This is a genomic window from Nocardioides sp. (assembly GCF_004803405.1).
GTDB classification, from domain to species: domain Bacteria; phylum Actinomycetota; class Actinomycetes; order Propionibacteriales; family Nocardioidaceae; genus Nocardioides; species Nocardioides vastitatis.
This window is the reverse complement of sequence record NZ_SSXI01000333.1, coordinates 14,998-33,528: the sequence shown is the minus strand read 5'-3', so window position 1 is coordinate 33,528 and position 18,531 is coordinate 14,998. Positions and strand designations below refer to the sequence as shown.

Annotated in this window: 18 protein-coding genes; 14 read left to right on the top strand and 4 right to left on the bottom strand. The window is 67.5% G+C overall.

Features of this window, described 5'->3' with window-relative positions; translation table 11 throughout:
• A partial coding sequence (locus E7Z54_RS22720) for a LysM peptidoglycan-binding domain-containing protein (protein WP_136437005.1) occupies positions 1–201 on the top strand: 201 nt, incomplete at its 5' end.
• A gap of 117 nt (positions 202–318) precedes the next feature.
• Here the strand turns inward: E7Z54_RS22720 and E7Z54_RS22715 are convergent.
• Positions 319–648, bottom strand: coding sequence for a hypothetical protein (locus E7Z54_RS22715; protein ID WP_136437004.1), 330 nt, complete (start codon positions 646–648; stop codon positions 319–321).
• A gap of 340 nt (positions 649–988) precedes the next feature.
• On the opposite strand from E7Z54_RS22715, the gene nrdR reads away from it, so the two are divergent.
• From nrdR to E7Z54_RS22660, 11 genes are all read left to right on the top strand, one after another.
• Positions 989–1,477, top strand: a complete 489-nt coding sequence (nrdR, locus tag E7Z54_RS22710; RefSeq protein WP_136437003.1) for a transcriptional regulator NrdR — start codon at positions 989–991, stop codon at positions 1,475–1,477.
• A gap of 127 nt (positions 1,478–1,604) precedes the next feature.
• Positions 1,605–4,460: a vitamin B12-dependent ribonucleotide reductase gene (locus E7Z54_RS22705; protein ID WP_136437002.1), complete on the top strand. Its 2,856-nt coding sequence runs from the start codon at positions 1,605–1,607 to the stop codon at positions 4,458–4,460.
• 619 nt (positions 4,461–5,079) lie between these two features.
• Positions 5,080–6,327, top strand: coding sequence for an extracellular solute-binding protein (locus E7Z54_RS22700; protein WP_206056478.1), 1,248 nt, complete (start codon positions 5,080–5,082; stop codon positions 6,325–6,327).
• A 78-nt stretch (positions 6,328–6,405) separates the two neighbouring features.
• Positions 6,406–7,377 (top strand): carbohydrate ABC transporter permease, encoded by a 972-nt coding sequence (locus tag E7Z54_RS22695; protein WP_136437000.1) that lies wholly within the window; start codon positions 6,406–6,408, stop codon positions 7,375–7,377.
• Complete coding sequence (locus E7Z54_RS22690; protein WP_136436999.1) at positions 7,374–8,213, top strand: carbohydrate ABC transporter permease; 840 nt, start codon at positions 7,374–7,376, stop codon at positions 8,211–8,213. Before E7Z54_RS22695 ends, E7Z54_RS22690 begins: the two co-directional genes overlap by 4 nt.
• Before the next feature lie 206 nt (positions 8,214–8,419).
• Complete coding sequence (locus E7Z54_RS22685; RefSeq protein ID WP_136436998.1) at positions 8,420–9,487, top strand: LacI family DNA-binding transcriptional regulator; 1,068 nt, start codon at positions 8,420–8,422, stop codon at positions 9,485–9,487.
• Positions 9,488–9,516: 29 nt separating this feature from the next.
• On the top strand, positions 9,517–10,539 hold the full coding sequence (locus E7Z54_RS22680; RefSeq protein WP_136436997.1) for a glycosyl hydrolase family 32: 1,023 nt from the start codon (positions 9,517–9,519) through the stop codon (positions 10,537–10,539).
• Positions 10,540–10,666: 127 nt separating this feature from the next.
• On the top strand, positions 10,667–12,007 hold the full coding sequence (locus E7Z54_RS22675) for a fructotransferase (protein WP_136436996.1): 1,341 nt from the start codon (positions 10,667–10,669) through the stop codon (positions 12,005–12,007).
• 64 nt (positions 12,008–12,071) lie between these two features.
• Positions 12,072–12,428: an ATP-binding cassette domain-containing protein gene (locus tag E7Z54_RS22670; RefSeq protein ID WP_136436995.1), complete on the top strand. Its 357-nt coding sequence runs from the start codon at positions 12,072–12,074 to the stop codon at positions 12,426–12,428.
• The gene (locus E7Z54_RS22665) at positions 12,425–13,366 is read left to right on the top strand and encodes a carbohydrate kinase family protein (protein WP_136436994.1); all 942 of its coding nucleotides are present in this window, start codon (positions 12,425–12,427) and stop codon (positions 13,364–13,366) included. Before E7Z54_RS22670 ends, E7Z54_RS22665 begins: the two co-directional genes overlap by 4 nt.
• A gap of 86 nt (positions 13,367–13,452) precedes the next feature.
• The gene (locus E7Z54_RS22660; RefSeq protein WP_136436993.1) at positions 13,453–14,793 is read left to right on the top strand and encodes a NosD domain-containing protein; all 1,341 of its coding nucleotides are present in this window, start codon (positions 13,453–13,455) and stop codon (positions 14,791–14,793) included.
• An 82-nt stretch (positions 14,794–14,875) separates the two neighbouring features.
• Here the strand turns inward: E7Z54_RS22660 and E7Z54_RS24440 are convergent, their stop codons facing one another.
• From E7Z54_RS24440 to E7Z54_RS22650, 3 genes are all read right to left on the bottom strand, one after another.
• Positions 14,876–15,019, bottom strand: a complete 144-nt coding sequence (locus tag E7Z54_RS24440) for a nucleotidyltransferase domain-containing protein (protein WP_378526979.1) — start codon at positions 15,017–15,019, stop codon at positions 14,876–14,878.
• A gap of 460 nt (positions 15,020–15,479) precedes the next feature.
• Positions 15,480–16,514 carry an RNA polymerase subunit sigma-70 gene (locus tag E7Z54_RS22655; RefSeq protein ID WP_136436992.1) on the bottom strand — a complete coding sequence of 345 codons (1,035 nt, stop codon included), beginning with the start codon at positions 16,512–16,514 and terminating at the stop codon, positions 15,480–15,482.
• 67 nt (positions 16,515–16,581) lie between these two features.
• Positions 16,582–17,289, bottom strand: a complete 708-nt coding sequence (locus E7Z54_RS22650) for a GAF and ANTAR domain-containing protein (protein WP_136436991.1) — start codon at positions 17,287–17,289, stop codon at positions 16,582–16,584.
• 535 nt (positions 17,290–17,824) lie between these two features.
• Here E7Z54_RS22650 and E7Z54_RS23645 point away from each other — a divergent pair.
• Both E7Z54_RS23645 and E7Z54_RS24240 read left to right on the top strand, forming a co-directional pair.
• Positions 17,825–17,983, top strand: a complete 159-nt coding sequence (locus tag E7Z54_RS23645; protein ID WP_168798469.1) for a hypothetical protein — start codon at positions 17,825–17,827, stop codon at positions 17,981–17,983.
• A gap of 333 nt (positions 17,984–18,316) precedes the next feature.
• Complete coding sequence (locus E7Z54_RS24240) at positions 18,317–18,442, top strand: hypothetical protein (protein ID WP_276606260.1); 126 nt, start codon at positions 18,317–18,319, stop codon at positions 18,440–18,442.
• Positions 18,443–18,531 lie beyond the last annotated feature (89 nt).

Here is an 18,531-nt window from a genome sequence, read left to right as displayed (position 1 = left end):
CACGAGCAGGGCGGCGCGACGCAGATCGAGGTCGTCACCGTCGCACCTGGCGACACCCTGTGGGGCATCGCCAGCGACGCGGCCGCCGCCACCGGGGGGGACGACGTGCGCGACATGATGGACCGCATCCAGCAGCTCAACACCCTGGACTCGAGCCTGGTCTACGCCGGCCAGGAGCTGAGGATCCCCGCCGCCGACTGAGCGGCCGACCGACTCGTCCGCCGCCTCGACCCCGGCGGACGCCGGGCCCACTCGACCCCGGGCCCAAGGGGAAGACGAGGGGCGGGACCCGAACGGTCCCGCCCCTCGCACGTTCTCTCAGCGCGCCGCGCGCTTTCCGCCCTTGGGTGCGTCCGGGTTCCGCTTCGGCTTCGGCTCGACGGGCGCCGAGAGCCCGACCGTCCTCGCGAACCGCACGGCGAGCATGAAGCCGAGGAACAGGCAGAGCATCGCGCCCAGCGAGGCGAGCGCCAGGAACAGCCAGGCCGCGCCGTCCCCCTCGTGTCGGGCCGTCGCGCCGAAGTCGATCGCCGCGAACACCAGGTAACCCCACGCCACGATGGCGAAGGTGATCCCGACGGCGAGGAGCAGCAGGTCCACGCGGAAACGTGCCCTCTGCTTGTTCCCTGCCCGCTTTCCTGCGCCCACGGCGGTCATTGTGTCCGATGGGTGTCTAGGGATGTCGGGCAACCCGCCCACAGGGCCGGGCGCGGGCCGACACGCCGGTGCTCGAATCGCGCGCGGCGACTGGTTCCCGGGCGGTGACCTGCGCAAACGCGGGATGCCGGGGATCTTCTGGCCGCTACCTCGACGTTCCGCTTGCACGCCTCGTGGTCGGGGCGTACGGTTACCACTACATCTAGTAGTTACAAGGATGTAGTTCTCCACATCTAGTTCACAGAACCGGCCGTGGAACTGCACAGATTCTCGACGGTTCTGCACAGGCAGAAGCCACTTGTCCACTGGTTCCACTCGGGAGGAGGACCCCATGCACTGTCCGTACTGCAAGCACGACGACACCAAGGTCCTCGACTCGCGGGTCGCGGACGACGGCTGCTCGATCCGTCGCCGGCGCGTCTGTCAGGAGTGCGAGAAGCGGTTCACCACGGTCGAGCTGATGCAGCTGACCGTGCTCAAGCGGTCCGGTGCGACGGAGCCCTTCAACCGCGAGAAGGCCGTCTCGGGTGTGCGGAAGGCGTGCAAGGGCCGGCCGGTCGATGAGGACGACCTGGCTCGGCTCGGTCAGGAGGTGGAGGACCAGCTGCGCCTCGCCGGCAGCCCGGAGATCGCCGCCCACGAGGTGGGCCTGGCCATCCTGGCACCGCTGCGGCGCCTCGACGAGGTGGCCTACCTCCGGTTCGCGAGCGTCTATCGCGGGTTCGAGTCGGCCGCCGACTTCGAGAACGAGATCTCGCTCCTGCGTGCGGAGCGTCAGCTCCAGAGCGAGAGCGACAGACAACCGGCCCCCACGGGCTGACCACAGACCGCCCGGCAGGTGGTGGGGAAGCCGCCTGCCGGGCTATCAACCCCCTTGGTGCCGTCCAGTGTCGGCGCCGCGAGCAAGACTGAAGATGAAGCCGACGACCAGGAAGACCAGGAGAGCCATGACGGAGACGGCCAACCCCGCAGCAGCCAGCAAGGCTGCCGCAACCGGCAAGGGACTGAAGATCGAGCGGGTCTTCAGCACCGAGGGCGTGCACCCCTACGACGAGATCACGTGGGAGCGACGCGACGTCGTCCAGACCAACTGGAAGACGGGTGCGACCGTCTTCGAGCAGACCGGTGTGGAGTTCCCCGACTTCTGGTCGCTGAACGCCTCGACCATCGTCACCACCAAGTACTTCCGCGGCGCCGTCGGCACCTCGGAGCGCGAGCGGAGCCTCAAGCAGCTCGTCGACCGCGTGGTGAAGACCTACACCAAGGCGGGCGTGGAGCACGGCTACTTCGCGACCCCGGCCGACGCGGAGACCTTCGAGCACGAGCTGACCTGGCTGCTCGTGCACCAGTACTTCTCGTTCAACTCCCCGGTCTGGTTCAACGTCGGCACGCAGTCCCCGCAGCAGGTGTCGGCCTGCTTCATCCTCTCCGTCGACGACTCCATGGAGTCGATCCTCAACTGGTACCGGGAAGAGGGCTTCATCTTCAAGGGCGGCTCCGGTGCCGGCCTCAACCTCTCCCGCATCCGCTCCTCCAAGGAGCTGCTCTCCTCCGGCGGCACCGCCTCCGGGCCGGTCTCGTTCATGCGCGGCGCCGACGCCTCGGCCGGCACCATCAAGTCCGGCGGCGCCACGCGGCGCGCGGCGAAGATGGTCGTGCTCGACGTCGACCACCCCGACATCGAGGAGTTCGTCGAGACCAAGGCGCGCGAGGAGGACAAGATCCGCGCGCTGCGCGACGCCGGCTTCGACATGGACCTCGGCGGCAAGGACATCACGTCCGTGCAGTACCAGAACGCCAACAACTCGGTCCGCGTGACCGACGAGTTCATGCGCGCCGTCGAGCAGGGCAAGGAGTTCGCTCTCCGCGGCCGGATGGACGGCTCGGTCATCGAGACCGTCGACGCCCGGAGCCTGTTCCGCAAGATCAGCGAGGCCGCGTGGGCCTGCGCCGACCCGGGTCTTCAGTACGACGACACCATCAACGACTGGCACACCAACCCCGAGACCGGCCGGATCACCGCGTCCAACCCCTGCTCGGAGTACATGTCGCTCGACAACTCCTCGTGCAACCTGGCCTCGCTCAACCTGATGAAGTTCCTGCGCGACGACGACACCTTCGACGTCGAGCTCTTCACCAAGGCGACCGAGCTGGTCTTCACCGCGATGGACATCTCGATCTGCTTCGCGGACTTCCCGACCGAGGCGATCGGTCAGACCACGCGTGACTACCGCCAGCTCGGCATCGGGTACGCCAACCTCGGCGCGCTGCTGATGGCGATGGGCCTGGGCTACGACTCCGACGGCGGTCGTGCGATGGCGGCTGCGATCACCAGCCTGATGACCGGGGCGTCGTACCGCCGCTCGGCGGAGATGGCGGCCGTGGTCGGCCCCTACAACGGGTACGCCCGCAACGCCGAGGCCCACAACCGCGTGATGCGCAAGCACCAGGCGGCCAACGACGAGCTCCGCCCGCTGCACGTCACCGACTCCGAGGTCCACAAGGCCGCGGTCAAGGAGTGGGCGCAGGTCGTCGAGCTGGGCAAGGTCAACGGCTTCCGCAACGCGCAGGCCTCGCTGCTCGCGCCGACCGGGACCATCGGCTTCATGATGGACTGCGACACCACCGGCATCGAGCCGGACTTCTCGCTGGTGAAGTTCAAGAAGCTCGTCGGCGGCGGCTCCATGCAGATCGTCAACCTCACCGTGCCGCGGGCGCTGCGCAAGCTGGGCTACCAGCCGGAGCAGGTCGAGGCGATCGTCGCCTACATCGCCGAGCACGGTCACGTGATCGACGCGCCGAGCCTCAAGCCGGAGCACTACGAGGTCTTCGACTGCGCCGTCGGCGCCCGCGCCCTCGGCCCGATGGGCCACGTGATGATGATGGCCGCCGTCCAGCCGTTCCTCTCCGGCGCGATCTCCAAGACCGTCAACCTGCCGTCCTCGGCGACCGTCGAGGAGGTCGAGGACATCTACATGCAGTCGTGGAAGCTCGGCCTCAAGGCGACCGCGATCTACCGTGACGCCTCGAAGGTCGGCCAGCCCCTGGGTGACGCCAAGGCCAAGGACGAGACCAAGGTGATCGAGAAGGTCGTCGAGAAGGTCGTCTACGCCCCCACCCGCAAGCGGCTTCCGAAGTCGCGGCAGGCCCGCACCACCTCGTTCACGGTGGCCGGCGCCGAGGGCTACATGACCTCGGGTGCGCACGACGACGGCTCCCTCGGCGAGATCTTCCTCAAGCTCGGCAAGCAGGGCTCGACGCTGGCCGGCGTGATGGACGCCTTCTCGATCGCGGTCAGCATCGGCCTGCAGTACGGCGTCCCGCTGGAGACCTACGTCTCGAAGTTCACCAACCTGCGCTTCGAGCCGGCCGGCCTCACCGACGACCCGGACGTCCGGATGTCGCAGTCGATCATGGACTACGTCTTCCGTCGCCTGGCCCTGGACTACCTCCCCTTCGAGGACCGTGCCGCTCTCGGCATCTACTCGGCCGAGGAGCGCCAGCGCCACCTCGAGACCGGCTCCTACGAGCCCGTCGAGGAGACCGGCAACGCCTCCGAGCTGCTCGAGAAGCACGAGGCGCCGCAGAAGCCGGTCGCGGCTCCGACCGAGCTGTTGGTCGAGGACGACGACGAGGCCCCCGCGGCCGAGGCTCGGGTCGCCAAGACCACCGCCGAGCTCCTCGAGCAGATCACCGGCACCGCGGTGGACAGCCCGCTGTGCATGACCTGCGGCACGAAGATGCGGCCTGCCGGGTCCTGCTACGTGTGCGAGGGCTGCGGGAGCACGAGCGGCTGCAGCTGATGTCAGCGGTCAGGGAATGCCCATGCTGAAGCAGCCACCGATGTCACTGTCTCGGACAGCAACGTCCCGGGATCGGTCATCCGGACATTCCACGACCGAGGATCGACGTAGTTGGTGACCATCGGCCACCACCTCCGGCTCGGCCTCCCCCTCGCGGGGAGGCCGAGCCGGTCCTGTTTCGGGCCTCTTCGACAGCGCGATCGCTTCCGAATGCGGGCGTAGCCCGAGAAAAGCGGAACCCCCCGCCGGCCAGGGCGAGGGGTATCGGTGCTCGAGGAGGAACGCGATCGGACCTGCTTCATCGGCTCTGCGGAGGGCGCCGATCTGGCAGCCAGCGAAGTTCGCGAGTGCCGCAGGGCCAGCGAGCGCCCCGTGCTACGAGTTCTGAAGCTGGAGGGCCACGGTGCGAGGACTCCTGGCGAGCGCGGGTTAGAGGAATTCGGCGCGAGGCTTGACGAGTGACCCCGGTCACACCTACGCTGCCTAAACGTTTAGCCTAAACGTTTAGGCAACTCCTCGGGCACACAGATAGGGCAATGCGATGGGACAGGAACTTCCGGGCGCAGCACTTCGATCGAGGCTCGGCCTCAGCGTCGGTGCCGCGGCAACAGTGCTTGTGATGGCGACCGGGCTTGCTGCCTGCGGCGCGGGCGGGGATGACGCCTCCGGTGACGGGGGCAACACGGTCACGGTCCTGGTGGAGGGCGGCGGCAAGGCCGAGCTCGAGCCGGTGGCCAAGGCGTTCACCGAGGAGACCGGCACCAAGGTCTCGCTGGTGGAGCTGCCCTATGACGGGCTGTATGACCGCCTCTCGAGCGAGTTCTCATCGGGTTCGGTGTCGTTCGACGTCGCAGCCCTCGATGCCATCTGGCTGCAGGGTTTCGCGGACGGGGTCGAGCCGCTGGACGACATGTTCACCGACGAAGTCCAGGCTGACCTCTTCCCTGCGCTGGTCGAAGAGGCACAGGTCGACGACACCTTTGTCGGGATGCCTGTATGGACCAACGCGGAGATCCTCTTCTATCGCACGGACCTGTTCGAGGACCCCAAGCAGCAGGCCGCCTTCAAGAAGGAGTACGGCTACCCGCTCGCGCCTCCGACCGACTGGCAGCAGTTCCAGGACATGGCCGCGTTCTTCACTCAGGACACAGACGGTGACGGCTCGACTGACCTGTATGGCACCGACGTCAAGGGTGCGGTCGAGACCGAGTGGCTGGCGCACGTGGCCCAGGCAGGCTCGCCGGGCATGGTCCTGGACGACGACGCCAATGTCATCATCGACAATGCCGAGCACCTTGCGGCGCTGGACTTCTATACCAAGGCCGTGACTGACGCGCCCGAGGGTGCGTCCCAGGTTGACTGGGCGGCCGCTCAGAACCTGTTCAACCAGGGCCAGCTGGCGATGACGAAGTTCTGGGCGCACGCCTACCCCCAGATCCCCGACGACGCCAAGGTGAAGGGCAAAGTGGGCGCCGCACCCATGATCGCCGGTCCTGCGGGTATCGGCGGCGTCCCGGGCAACTGGTACCTCTCGATCCCCAAGGCGGGCGACAACAAGGACCTCGCCGAGGAGTTCATCCAGTTCGCGTACGACCACAACGACCTGAGCATCGAGTCCGCTCTGGGGCTGGCGGCCCGGAAGTCCGCCTTCGAGAAGTACGCCGGCAAGCCGGGCTACGAGCACTTCGACGCACTGATCGCCACCCTCGATGGCCCCGCCACCATGCCGCGGCCGGCGAACGCGAAGTGGCAGCAGATCGTCGACACAGCGCTCATCCCGATGATCCAGAAGGCCGTCGAACCAGGCGCCGACAACCAGGCCCTGCTCGACGAGGCGAAGGCCAAGATCGAAGAGATCCTCGGCTGACCCTCCCGGTCGGCGCTCGCCTCACAAGGTGGGCGCCGGCCGGCCCCCACTACTCGTTCCACTCCCGGGAGGAGAGACATGAGCGTCACCGCACCAGGGCGAATCTCCACCCTGCCCCGCACGGCCCGGAAGGACCACGGCAAACGGGCCGGCAAGGGCCTCCGCATCAGCGACCGCCGCTTCGCGCTGCTTCTGATGACGCCGGCCGCGCTGTTCATGCTTGCGTTCGTAGCTTGGCCGCTGATCAAGCTGGTCCTCGACAGCTTCTTCGATTTCTCTCCCATTGCTGGCGGCCCGAGAACCTTCGTCGGCCTCGACAACTACGTCGAGGTGCTCAGCTCGTCGTCGTTCCGGGCAGCCGCCGTCCGAACCATCGGCTACACCGTGCTGGTTGTCACCCTCGAGTTCGCGCTCGGCCTGGCCGCCGCACTCCTCTTCAACAGCCTCGGCAACCGGTCCCGCCTCCTGCGGACCGCGTTCCTGTACCCCCTGATGATCGCGCCGATCGTCGCCGGTCTGCTGTGGCGCTTCCTCCTCATCGACAACTTCGGGATCGTCAATGAGATGCTCTTCCGCCTCGGCATCCTGGACGACCGCAACGACATCGGCTGGCTCAGTGACTCGTCGATTGCGCTGTTCTCGGTCGCGTTGCCCGACATCTGGCTGACCACGTCGTTCATGGCACTCGTCCTGTTTGCTGGCCTGCAGAACATTCCGGGTGACATCATCGAGGCCGCCCGGATCGACGGCGCCGGTCCGGTGTCGATCCTCTTTCGCATCATCCTGCCGTTGCTGCGGCCAGTGATCGCCGTGGCTCTGGTGGTGCGCGGCGTCGACGCCGCGAAGGCGTTCGACATCATCCTCATCCAGACGGGCGGCGGACCGCAGAACTCCACGGAGACGCTCAGCCTGCTGATCTACCAGACCATGATCCGCTTCGGCGAGCCCGGCACCGCCAGCGCCATGGGCACCCTCTATCTCATCGCGATGCTGGCGATCGCCGTCGTCGCGGTCGGACTGATCTGGCGACCCGGTGGGAGGGAAGCATGAGCACGCTCGAGGTTCGCAGGACACCAACGCGATTGCTGCTGTGGTTCCTCCTCGGCTCCATGGTGGTCCTCTACGCGTTCCCGTTCCTCTATCTGCTGCTCACCTCCTTCAAGACCCCGCTGGACGCACTCGCCGTCCCGCCCAAGGCACTGCCGGACGAGTGGACGCTGGCCAACTACCAGCAGGCGTTGGCCCGGGAAGGGGTCGTCGACTCCTTCATCAACAGCATCAGTGCCGCCGTGATCAGCACCGTGCTCTCCCTCGTCCTTGCGGTGCCCGCGGCCTACGGCGTGAGCCGATTCCGCACCATCAGCGGCCGCGTGTTCGTGATGGCGGCGCTCGTCACGCGGATGATCCCTCCGGTCGCCATCGGAGTCCCGATGGTGGGCATGATGCGGGCGCTCGGGCTGACCGACACCCCCACCGGTGTCGCTATCGCACACACGACCATCTCATTGCCACTCTCGATCTGGCTGATGTCGAGCTTCTTTGAGTCGGTGCCCAACGAGCTGGACGAAGCCGCGCGCGTTGACGGCGCGGGCCGGCTCGCGGCGCTGTGGCACATCATCCTCCCCGTGGTCCGGGGTGGGGTTGCGGTCACCGCCATCTTCGCCTTCCTGGCCTCGTGGAATGAGTTCCTCTTCGCCCTGCTGCTCACTGCCATCCGAGCGCAGACGACACCGCTGGTGATTGCGAACTTCCAGACGCAGTTCGGTCTGGAATGGGGGGCGATGACCGCGCTCGCCACGATGTACTCGGTCCCGGTGATCCTGCTGACGCTCGTCCTCCAGCGCTACATCGTGGCTGGCATGACGCTGGGTGCCGTCAAGGGCTGACCCCTTCGCATGTCAAGACCACACACAGAACACACACTGAAAGGCAGGCCCTTCGTGGACTTCTGGACCCCAAACAGCCCGCTCGGCGGACTCGCCCACGCCCAGACCGGCGCGCCGCGCCGCGGATTCCGGTGGGACCGGACCGGGGGCGGTCGACCAGCGGTTGCCGCGCCGGTGGCCCGAGCACGGACTCTGGGACCAGTGACATGACGCGATCGGGGAAGAAGCTCGAGCAGGTGCCGCCAGGGAAGCCCCCGGGCATCAAGGACGTCGCCCGCCTGGCCAGTGTGTCCGCCGCGACCGTCTCGCAGGTGCTCAACGACGTGCCCGGAGCCCGGATCAGCGTCGAGACCCGGCAACGGATTCACCGAGCCGCGGCCGAGCTCGGCTACGTCCCCAACCGGCTGGCCCGCGGGATGCGCACCGGGCGATCCGGAATGCTCGGGCTGATCAGCGACACGATCGCGACCACGCCGTTCGCCGGCAGCATCGTCGTCGGCGCCCAGGACACGGCCCTGAAGCACGGCTGCACCCTGGTCCTGGTCAGCACCGACGGCGATCCGGCAGTGGAGCAGCAGTCGGCCAACGCGCTCCTGAAGCACCAGGTGGACGGGTTCCTCTACGCGACCATGTTCCACCGGCGGGTCGACCTGCCGCCGGCCCTGGAACGGGTCCCGACGGTGCTCCTGGACGCTGCCTCGGACCGCGCCGACTTGCCGTCGGTGGTGCCCGACGAAATCGGCGGAGCCGAGGCCGCGGTCGAGGAGCTGCTCGCCCACGGTCACCGCCGGATCGGGTTCCTCAACAACGAGGACGACGTACCCGCCACTCACGGACGTCTCGAGGGCTACCGCAACTCACTGGCCCGCGCGGGGATCGACTTCGATCCCGGACTGGTCCTTGCTGACGAGTCGGTCACGGCCGGCGGATACCGCACCGCGCGCCAGATGCTCGACCGCGCGGATCGCCCCACCGCGCTCTTCTGCTACAACGACCGGATGGCGATGGGCGCCTACCGCGCCGCTGCCGAGCTGGGGCTCCGCATCCCCCAGGACCTGTCCGTCGTGGGCTTCGACAACCAGCTCCTCCTGGCCGAGGGACTCTATCCGGGGCTGACGACGGTGGCCCTGCCCCACTACGAGATGGGCGCATGGGCGGTGGATGCACTGATCGCTCTGCTCGAGGGTCGGGCGGTTGTCGAGGACGGCGTGAGCTTCCCCGTTGCCCTTCCCTGTCCGCTGGTACGCCGGTCCTCGGTCGCTGCGCCCTCCTGACTGACCTATTCACAACGAAAGGCACTGCTGTGTTGCGACTTCCGTCCTCCTGGACGTGGGACTTCTGGCTGGCGCAGGACCAGGGGACCTATCACCTGTTCTTCCTCAAGGCGTCGCGCGCCCTGCACGACCCCGACCTGCGGCACTGGCGGGCGACGATCGGGCACGCGGTCAGTGACGATTTGCGATGCTGGACCGAGGTGGCCGACGCGCTGGTGCCCTCGGACTCGCCGGCACCGGACGACCTAGCGACCTGGACCGGCTCCGTGGTCCGGGACGAATCCGGCCTGTGGTGGATGTTCTACACCGGCGTGGATCGGGAAGGTCGGGGGCAGGTCCAGCGGATCCGGGCCGCCACCTCGACGGACCTGATGACCTGGTACAAGCACCCCGACCTGATTCTCGAGAGCGACGCCCGCTGGTACGAGAAGCTCTCGGACGACAACTGGCAGGACGAAGCCTTCCGCGACCCGTGGGTCTTCCGCGACGCGCCCGACGGCCCGTGGCACATGCTGATCACCGCACGAGCCCGCACCGGTCCGCAGTACGACCGCGGCATCGTCGGGCACGCCACGTCCCCGGACCTCGAGAACTGGGAGCTGCAGTCCCCGTTGAGTCAGCCCGACGCCGGGTTCGGTCAGCTGGAGGTGCTCCAGGTCGAGGAGGTCGACGGACGGCGGGTGCTGTTGTTCTCCTGCCTGCACACCGAGATGTCCCAGGACCGACGCACCGCGGGCCAGGTCGGCGGCGTCTGGTCAGTCCCGATCGATGGTGCGACCACCGGGCCGTTCGACATCACCAAGGCTCGCCGACTCACCACCGAAGCTGCCTACAGCGGGCGGCTCATCAAGGACCCGACGGGGCGCTGGGTGATGCTGGCGTTCCACCACCTCGACGAGGGCGGCTCCTTCGTGGGCGAGATCGCCGACCCCGTCCCGGTCGCCTGGAACGCAGACGGGACCGCACTTCGACTCGTCGATCCACCCGCTGAGTGGGTCCCCGAGGAGCACGAGGCGACCGTGGGCGCGACCCGCTACCCGACTGACTCCTGAACGGGACCGACCTGGACGCACAGCGATCCGGCGCGAACCCGTCGATGCCACCGAGCCCGAGGACTGGTGGCAACTACCCAGTGCGGCAACAGAACACTCTTCGCGACACCACCCCAGGAGGAACGGAATGGAAACACAGCTCGAGACGACCAGGTCGTCCGCATGGGGGCGCCGCCGCCTCCTGGGTGCCGGCGTCGCCGGCGCTGCTGGCCTTGGGGCCGCGGCCTTGGGCGGATCGCCCGCCGCCGCTCGCGACGGCGATGCCGACCAGAACACCGTCTACGACGTGACCACGTGGCGGGTCGGCAACCGTCCCGGGCTCACCGCCAAGCAGGACATCGGCGCGATCATCAACGACATCATCGCCGACATCAAGCGGCGGCAACCCGACCGTGACGCCAAGCCGGGCGCGGCCATCGTCATCCCGCCCGGTGACTACGACCTGCGCACTCCGGTCGTGGTCGACATCAGCTTCCTGACCATCGCCGGCTACGGGCACGGATTCAACTCGCTGAGCATCCGCTACAACGTCGACACGACCGGCTGGGTCGAGCTGAATCCCGGCGGAAGCCACATCCGGGTGCTGACCCCGGCCTCGACGGCCGCCTTCGCGGTCCGCCGGGACGCAGCGCCCCGGCTGTCCGGAATCGTATTCCGAGACTTCTGCCTCGACGGCGTCTCGTTCGAGCCCGACCAGAACAGCTACCGCAACGGTCGCACCGGCATCGAGGTCTCCACCGACAACGACTCCCTGCACATCACCGGCATGGGCTTCGTCTACCTCGAACGGGCGCTGGTCGTGCGCGGCGCGGACGCACTGCGCGTGCACGACAACATGATCGCCGAATGCGGCAGCTGCGTAGAGCTCATCGGAGCCGGCCAGGCCACGATCGTCAGCGACAACCTGATGGGCGCCGGGCCCAAGGGCCCCACGATCCTGGCGCAGAACCACGAAGGCCTGCTGGTGACGGGCAACAACCTGTTCCCTCGTGGCCGCAGCCTCATCGAGCTCAGCGGCTGCGCCCGTTCGTCGGTCACGGCCAACCGGATGCAGGGCTTCTACCCGGGCATGCTGCGGCTGGTCGACAACTGCAAGGAGAACCTGGTCACCGCGAACCACCTCCGGCGGGGCATCGAGGGCTTTCCACCGTTCCTCGGCGTCTCGAACGGTCTCGACGACCTGTACGGGGTCATCCACGTTCGCGGCGACAACAACCTGATCTCCGACAACCTCATTGCCTACGACGTACCACCTGACCGGATCAACCCGTCCGGCGCCGAGCCCACGATGATCCTGGTGGCCGGCGGCGACCGCAACGTCATCGCACTCAACCACGTGGTCAAGAACGTCCCCGCCCAGCATGTCGTGCTCGACGGCTCCACGTCGCGATCCAAGGTGCTGGACAGCGGCGCCGTGGACGAGATCACCTCCTACACGGAGGACGTCGCGATCCGCCCGACCCCGTAGGTCGAGCTTGACCCACCACAACGAGATGACCGGCGAACAGCACCGGTGAAGGGATGAACGGGCAATGGCATCAATCGCCTTCGATCAGGTCGAGCTGACATATCCCGGCTCGACGACCGCAGCGGTGAAGGATCTCGGACTGGAGATCGAGGACGGCGAGTTCATGGTCCCGGTCGGTCCGGCCGGCTGCGGCAAGTCCACGTCGCTGCGGATGCTCGCCGGCCCCGAGGAAGCTACGAACGGTCGGATCCTGATCGGGGCCGAGGACGTGACCCGGCGGGCGCCCGAGGACCGCGACATCGCCATGCTCTTCCAGAACTACGCGCTGTACCCCCACATGAGGGTCGCGGACCACATGGCGTTCTCGCTACGAATGGCCGGCGTACAGAAGGACGCGAGTGGTGAGAGGCTGCGCCCGTGACGTCGGTGCCCTCAGCGCTGGTGATCGGTGAAGCGCTGATCGACATCGTTCGGACCGGGAACGAGCGGTTCTACCTTCCAGGCGGGAGCTGTGCAAACGTCGCGGTCGCGCTCGCTCGGCTCGGGCGCAGAGCCGCCCTCGTGACCTCGTACGGAGACGACCACCTGGGCGACCTCCTCGATGCTCACCTGGTCGAAAGCGGTGTAGAGGTGCTCTCCGGCTCACGACGCACCGGCGTGCGCACGTCTTCTGCCGACGCGGCCATCGGGCCGGACGGGTCAGCGACCTACCGATTCGACGTGAGCTGGGACCCTGACATCCAGATCGAGCCGGACCTGTACACGGTTGTCCACATCGGGTCGATCGGCGCCGTGATGTCGCCGGGTGCCGAGTCCGTTCGGCGGACCGTCGACGCTGTGGGGAGGTCGGCCACGGTGACCTATGACGTCAACGCGCGCCCGGCGCTCTTCGGCGACCGGAACGAGGCAGTGGACAAGGTGACTCGTTTGGTGGCGGCCAGCGACGTGGTCAAGGCCTCGGACGAAGACCTCGCCTGGCTGCATCCCGCCCAGCCTGTAGACGCCACTGCGGCCACGTGGCTGGAACTCGGCGCGGCCGCGGTGCTGGTAACCAGCGGCGGGACCGGTGCGAGCGTCTTCACTCCCCGAGGACGCGTCGACGTTCAAGGTGCACGCGTGGAAGTCGTGGACACGATCGGGGCCGGCGACACGTTCTCCGCCGCCATGATCGACGGCTTGTGGTCATCGGGGCTCCTCGGCGCCGACAACCATGAGCGTCTCCGCGAACTCGCACTACCGCAGTGGCGGCGTGTCGCAGAGTACGCCGCACTCGCGGCGGGCGTCACGGTGTCCCGACCGGGAGCAGATCCGCCATATCGCCACGAACTGAGCACCAAGCTGGCGCTGCTGAATCCGTGACGAGGACTACCACTGAACTGGCCCAGTTCGGAGATCCTCCCTCTCGCGGCGGTGCTTGTGGCGAAACCCCAACCCAAGAGGAAGATATGTCAAGCAGCAACTACTACGACGTCACCACGTGGCCGGTGGGCAACCCGGCGGACGACGTGGGCGAAGTAATCAACAGCATGATCGCTGACATCAAGGGGCGGCAGACCGTTACCGATGCGAACGACGGGGGAAAGCCAGGCGCTGTTATCTACATTCCCCCCGGGGATTACCGCCTCCGCACGCAGGTAGTGATCGACATCAGTTTCCTCAAGATCCAGGGATCGGGACACGGCTTCACGTCGTCGAGCATTCGCTTCAACGTCTCCGAAGACGAGTGGCCCGACTTGCATGAGCTGTGGCCCGGAGGGAGCCGCATCCTGGTCGACATACCCCTCAAGGTCGACGAGGATGAGTCGAAGGGAGCTGCCTTCTACGTCGAGCGAAGCGGGCACCCGCGCATCAGTTCAGTCGAATTCTCCAACTTCTGCATCGACGGATTGCATTTCAACCCGGATGGCTCCGGGATGCATCCTGAGAACACCTACGTCAACGGCAAGACCGGTATCTATGTCGCGAGCTCCAATGACTCACTCCGCGTCACAGGCATGGGCTTCGTCTACCTGGAGAACGGCCTCACCGTCTACAACGCGGACGCCCTTTCCGTACATGACAATTTCGTCGCTGAATGTGGAAGCTGCATCGAGCTCCGCGGGTGGGGACAGGCGTCAAAGATCACCGACAACTTTATCGGGGCAGGGTTCCGAGGCCACTCGATCTATGCCGAGAACTATGGCGGCCTCCTGATCACGGCGAACAACGTCTTTCCCCGAGGCGCGAGCAGCGTCCGTCTCGACGGCGTCACGCGTTCCAGCGTCACGAACAACCGTTTGCATTCGTTCTACCCCGGGATGCTGATTCTCGGAGCGGGCAGTTCGGAGAACCTCGTGGCCACCAATCACTTCTTGCGTGACCGCGAGCCTTGGACACCGTTCCTAGGAATCGACAACGGGCTGGATGACCTCAACGGACTTCTCTGTGTCAACGGCAGCAACAACTCTGTCATCGGCAACCACTTCTCCCAGATCATTGACTCACAGAGCATCCGGCCGCCCGGTGCGACGCCTGTCGTCATTCGGCTCATAGCTGGGGCTGGCAATTTTGTCTCCAACAACCACGTGGTCGCGCTGGACGCAAACCCCAAGTCCAGTGACTCCTGCTTCTCGGCTCAGGTGGATGCTCTTTTGACGACCGAGGCTTCGGCCGGACTCTCCGTCACGACCGTCCTGGTCGATTCCGAATCGTCTGGGAATACGATCCTTGACTCGGGAAGCGATGCCCAGGTGCTCGCCGACAGGGCTGCTAACGCCTTGAGGCTCACACCTACGGTCGGCTCCTAGGCCAGCCCAGCCAGCAATTTCTCGTCGACAACCGAGGGCCGGGAGTTGAGGAGTCGGGAGTCGTCCACGCTCGCTCGGGGAGTTAAGTGCCCGACCGCTCCGCGGCGAGGGTGGCGAGAATCGGGAGGTCGTGCGCGTCCTGTGGGCGGTGCTCATCCCCGGAGTGGAAGGCTTGCTGTTGCGCGACGGAGAGGCAGGGGACGGGCGGGTACCGACCCAGCGGCATCCTCCCGCCGCGACCTCGACGCGGAGGGGTAACCAGTCAGTCTCAACCTGGTACCTGAGGCACAGGATCGCTCGAACCAGGTACCGGGCGCTGGGCTCAGGGCTCACGGGCGGCCTCCCGCGTGGGCACGAGGCGTACGGCACGAGGCATGGCGGCTGCGAACGCCGGGAGAGACCGGCATGGGCGGCGCTACTTCTGTCCTGTGCGTCCCATCCCGCCGTGTTGCCGGGCTTGCCGGCGACTGGTTGCCTACCCTCGTCGCCGTGTCAGCTCCATCTCCCCGACCCTTGGACCCCGGAATGTCCCGATGGCCGTTGGACCGCCATGGGATGTCCGATCACAACTGATCCGCTGAGCAGCACGGAGGGCCGGAACCAGATGAGGTTCCGGCCCTTCGTGTGCGGAATGGGACATCAATCGGTCCGGGTGCGGAGGTTTCGCGCGACGGCCTCGGCGTGGTTCAGGCCGTCCATGTCGACCCTCCACCAGCCGGAATCTGTGCGGTGCCGTCCGCCGGCAGCCGCTCGGGCAGTCCGAGCCGCGGGAACTGGTCGTCGTGGAACGTCACGATCTCGGTGATGGCCCCGCCGGTGACACGCAGGACGTCGATCGTCAGCGGCAGGTATGCATCCTCCTGCGCTCGCCAGAGGTAGAAGGCGACGGCGGGCTGCCGGTTCACGGCGGTCGGAACGCCGCGCAGGCCCTTCATGCCCTCGAACCCGCCCTCGATCCAGCTGTTCAGCACCGCTGCGCGGCCGACGTACAGGCCCGGCGTGGGCGGCATCGAGCAGCGGACGTCGTCCCGCAGCATCGTCGCGATCGCGTCGATGTCGGTGACCTCGCTGGCCGCGGTGAAGCGCCGCACCAGCTCGCGCGTTCCTGCGTCCTCCTCGCCGCCGGTCCAGTCCTGGCGCTCGGCGGGAAGGTGCTCTCGCATGCCGGCTCGGGCACGCTGCAGCGCGCTGTTCACCGAGTTGACGGAGTCGCCGAGGAGGTCGGCGACCTCCTTCGCCGGCCAGCCGAGCACGTCCCGCAGGATCAGCACGGCCCGCGGGCGCGGTGCGAGGTGCTGGACCGCCACCAGGTACGCCAGCTCGATCGTCTCCCGCGCGACGGCGACGGCCTCCGGCTCGTCCCCGTCGGCCGCGGGCACCTCGTCGAGCAGCCGATCCGGGTAGGGCTGCAACCACAGCACCTCGCCGCGAGTGGCGGGCTCCGGCCGCCGCCTGGCGAGCAGGTCGAGACAGGCGTTGGTGGCGATCCGGTACAGCCAGGCCCGGAACGTCGACCGGCCCTCGAAGGTCTCCCGCCGCCGCCAGGCACGGAGGAACGTCTCCTGCACGGTGTCCTCGGCATCCTCGAAGGACCCGAGCATCCGGTAGCAGTGCACGTGCAGCTCTCGCCGGTGAGGCTCCGCGAGCCTCACGAACGCCGGCTCGTCGACCTCGCCCAGGCCGCTCACGCCCAGCTCCTCCAGTCCCATGTCCGCACCCATCACGTCATCCCTTCCGTCGTGTCGTGTCATAGGTGAGACGGGTGCGGGCGGGACAACTCATCACGGGTCAGTCCGGCCGGAGGCCCACCGTCACCACCGCCTCGGCGACCGCGCGGACCGAGGCGCCATGGGTGCGCGCGTGGCGGCGCAGCCGCTCGAAGGCGTCGTCGACGCTGATGGAGTGCTCGTTCGCGAGCACGCCCTTCGCCTGCTCGATGACGATCCGTGACTCCAGAGCGGTCTTGAGCTGCTCGGCCAGCCGCCGCTGCCTGTCGTACAGCGACGCGTTGAGGAGGTAGGCGGTCGCCATGTTGGCCATCACGGTCGCCGCAGCGAGGTCGCGATCGGTCCAGGCCCGCGGAGAGACCGAGTAGAGGTCGATCGCGCCGACGCTCTCACCCTCGAGGTGCATCGGAATCCCCGCCGTGGCCCGCACCCCGAGCCGTTGCGCCAGCGCGACGAAGGACGGCCACTGGTCGGCCCGGTCCTGGAGGTCCTCGACGGCGACGGTCTCACCGGTCTGGTAGGCAGTGACACACGGCCCCAGTTGCGTCTCGACCTGCTCCCGCTCGAGCGCGGCGATCTTCTCCGGCACCCCGGTCACGTACTCGAGCCGGCCGTCCTTCGCCAGCGTCACGCCGCAGCCGATGAGATCCAGCACCTTCGTGAGCCGGTGCGTCAGGTCGGCCAGGACGGTGGAGACGTCGTACGACGCCACCAGCGTGCATGCAAACTCCGCCAGGGTCTCCAAATAGAGCGGTTCGTCGTGCGTCACCCGGTCACCTCACATCGATGTGCGACGGCGCCGGTCGCGACGCCCGGACGTCGGTGACCGTGCTGCTGCTTCCAGACTACGCGCTTGTCATGTGACCAAGGTCATGGTTCCATGGTGCCCGTCGATTCTTCCGTCCCTGACCCCGACGGCCCAGCCACCCCAGCCAACAGGTGGCTCTCCTTCTTCTCGAAGCATCGAGCAACCCGGGGTGGCGCACGTGAGTTCCCTGACCTGGACTTCCCTTCCGAGACAACCCAAACGCATCGACCGCGCGGTCCTCGAGCTCGTCCGCGCCGTCAGCGCGGACAACTGGTCTCCAGAGACCGCGGCCGACCGTATGCGCGAGGTGGCCGCGGGCGACCCGGCCCTGCTCCGCCATCTCAAGGCCCGTGTCGCGCGGGCGCAGCTCCGACGCTCTACCGGCCTCGACGCTCGGGCGGCCGCCTCCCTGGACCTGGCGTTGGTCGGGACTGCCCGACGTGACGTCTGCTGACCACGACCCGATGCATGTAGACCCACGTGAAAGGTGTTCCTGATGGAGCAAGTGAGCCGGACCTTAGCGACCGGGATGCCGTCCGACACGGGTGAGCCCGACACGACCCCCGAGGTCGAGACGGGCAGTCTCTCCGTACCCCGCTGGCGCTACGACTCCGCGGTTCACGCCGCCCGGGCGTTGAACGCCTTCCGTTCGTAGTCCGCTCGTCTGCTCGTCATCGTTCGGCGGACGTGGCTCCCAGCCTGCTGGGTCGGCGCTGTCGTCGCCACCACCCTGAACGGCATCCTCGTCGGGTACGGCGCGATCTGGCTCCAGTTCTTCGGTGAGACCGCCGACGCCGAGGACTACCGCGTCTCCGCCGGCGGCTACGGCGCCGCGGCGGCCGTCCTGGTCCTGGCTGTCGTCGCGATCCTGACCCACGGGGCTCCGCGATGGCTGGCTTGGCCCACGGGTGTGGCAGCCACGGTCCTGGCCGTCCTGGCGGTCAGCTCCATCGCTGCCGCGGCCGAAGCGGAACCGGTCCGATCACCCATGAACTCCGTCTGGGACGGAGTCGGCGGAGTGCTGTGGGCGCCGTGGACCTGGGCGCTGGTCGCGCTCGGTATCCGCGGCCTCTATCTGCGCGCCTACCCCCGCGGGAACCGACACAGGCCGTGATGAACTGTTGCACCCGATCGCGGCATGCTGCGCGCATCCCACGTTGCGGCGCGATGCTCGAGGGCCTTTCGCTGGGCACGGCCGCCGCG